The following is a 493-nucleotide window of genomic DNA, read 5'->3' as shown; positions in this document are numbered from 1 at the left end:
TCTCTAACGGATATGTACGTTCAAGCAAAGTTACAATTCCAAGCGGTTCTAGATCAAGTGTTCCCGGAGTATCATGGCGTGTTTGGTGACCTTTATTCGAAGGTGTCCCTTCGCTTTCTGGTACTATATCCAACGTCTCAAACGGTGCTAGCGATGTCCGAGAAAGACGTCATGGCCAACATTCAGCGCCTTGCAGGACATGTCAATCCTTCTTGTTGGTCGCAAAAAAGTGCACAAAAGCTAATGGCTGCAGCAGAGCGTAATCCCTTCAAGGAGACAGCTTTCCCAAGTCAATTAATCTCCCTGGAGCTACTCATTAATTTACTTCTTCAATACCAAGACCATCTAGCGAAACTTGATAAATCGATAGAAGCCCTGGCTGAAGAATTAATGGAGTTTGATTTGATCCAATCGATACCCGGTATTGGTACTAAAATTGCGGCAACAATTTTAGCCGAAATCGGGGAAATCGATCGGTTCGATCATGCAAAGA

At 44.0% G+C, this 493-nt stretch carries 1 protein-coding gene; it reads left to right on the top strand.

Going from position 1 to position 493, the window contains the following annotated elements:
* Positions 1–493, top strand: a 493-nt coding sequence (locus L1028_RS31125; RefSeq protein WP_234541972.1) for a transposase, incomplete at both ends; no start/stop codon positions are given.

The sequence above is a fragment of the Paenibacillus pseudetheri genome, assembly GCF_924513355.1.
Classification (GTDB): domain Bacteria; phylum Bacillota; class Bacilli; order Paenibacillales; family Paenibacillaceae; genus Paenibacillus_AQ; species Paenibacillus_AQ pseudetheri.
The sequence above is the reverse complement of the archived record's forward strand: the minus strand, read 5'-3'. Positions and strand labels throughout refer to the sequence as shown.